The sequence below is a fragment of the Oleiphilus sp. HI0079 genome, assembly GCF_001635105.1.
The window spans coordinates 1-881 of sequence record NZ_LWFT01001010.1; the positions used below are offsets into that span (position 1 = coordinate 1).

The 881-nt window shown below is 47.1% G+C and carries 1 protein-coding gene; it reads right to left on the reverse strand.

Features of this window, described 5'->3' with window-relative positions:
* On the reverse strand, positions 1–881 hold an 881-nt coding region (locus A3750_RS26365), incomplete at both ends, for a hypothetical protein (RefSeq protein WP_197475144.1).

Genomic DNA, 881 nt, shown 5'->3' on the forward strand with positions numbered 1-881 from the left:
CCGGGAACCAGTCCGGTGAACAAGTAAACACCGTCGTACTCGACACGAACAATATCAACGGTATTACCGCCCTCATCCTCAAGCACTACCCGAACTTTATTTAATGGACTCAAACCATCTTCACGCTCAACGTACGCAGAGCCCTCTAGCTCAAACGTCATCGCCAGCGGGATATCCGCAGAGACATATGCTCCGGCATGCGTGTAGACGAAAACCGGAGCCGCAGCAGGTTTTATAAAGGGGTCTTCAATTGTCTTTTCGTCTACTTCAAATTTTTCCATTACAAGATTTTCAAGCCCACCAACAACTATCTGGCCGTTTTCGTCCGTTTGATATTTGCGCCAGCGACTCTTACCCTTAAAGCGGATGTCAGATACCCCTTCTTCGCCCTCGTCATACAGCCCATTACTGTTTTCGTCTATAAACACTCTCGCATTCAAGGTGGCGCTATTTAGAGCACTACCTTCAGCAAACGCATAGTTTTGATCTTTGTCGTTGTAGTTCAGAGAGCTCGTCAACGTCACACCAACATACTGCAACCCGCGACTATTAAACCCTGTTGTTCCAGATACAGAGAACTCTCCAAAGCTTTTACTCAAGGTGTGATCACTACTCAAAATATCTTTACCTTCGAACCTATGCGCAATACTGCCGGTGTAGCTCATGTCACCCCCAAACTTATGCGAGGCACCAAATGATAATCCGGCCAAACGTCCTGTTGGCGACAGCGCATAATCAACGGCCCCTTTATAGCGCCATCCATCCCATTTACGAGTCGCACTAAACTGACCATCAACACGCTCAAAGCCACTCGTATTAAAACCATCGGTTGCAAGATAATTAAGATCATTGGTCAATTGAAAGCCAGCCCACCCAGTACC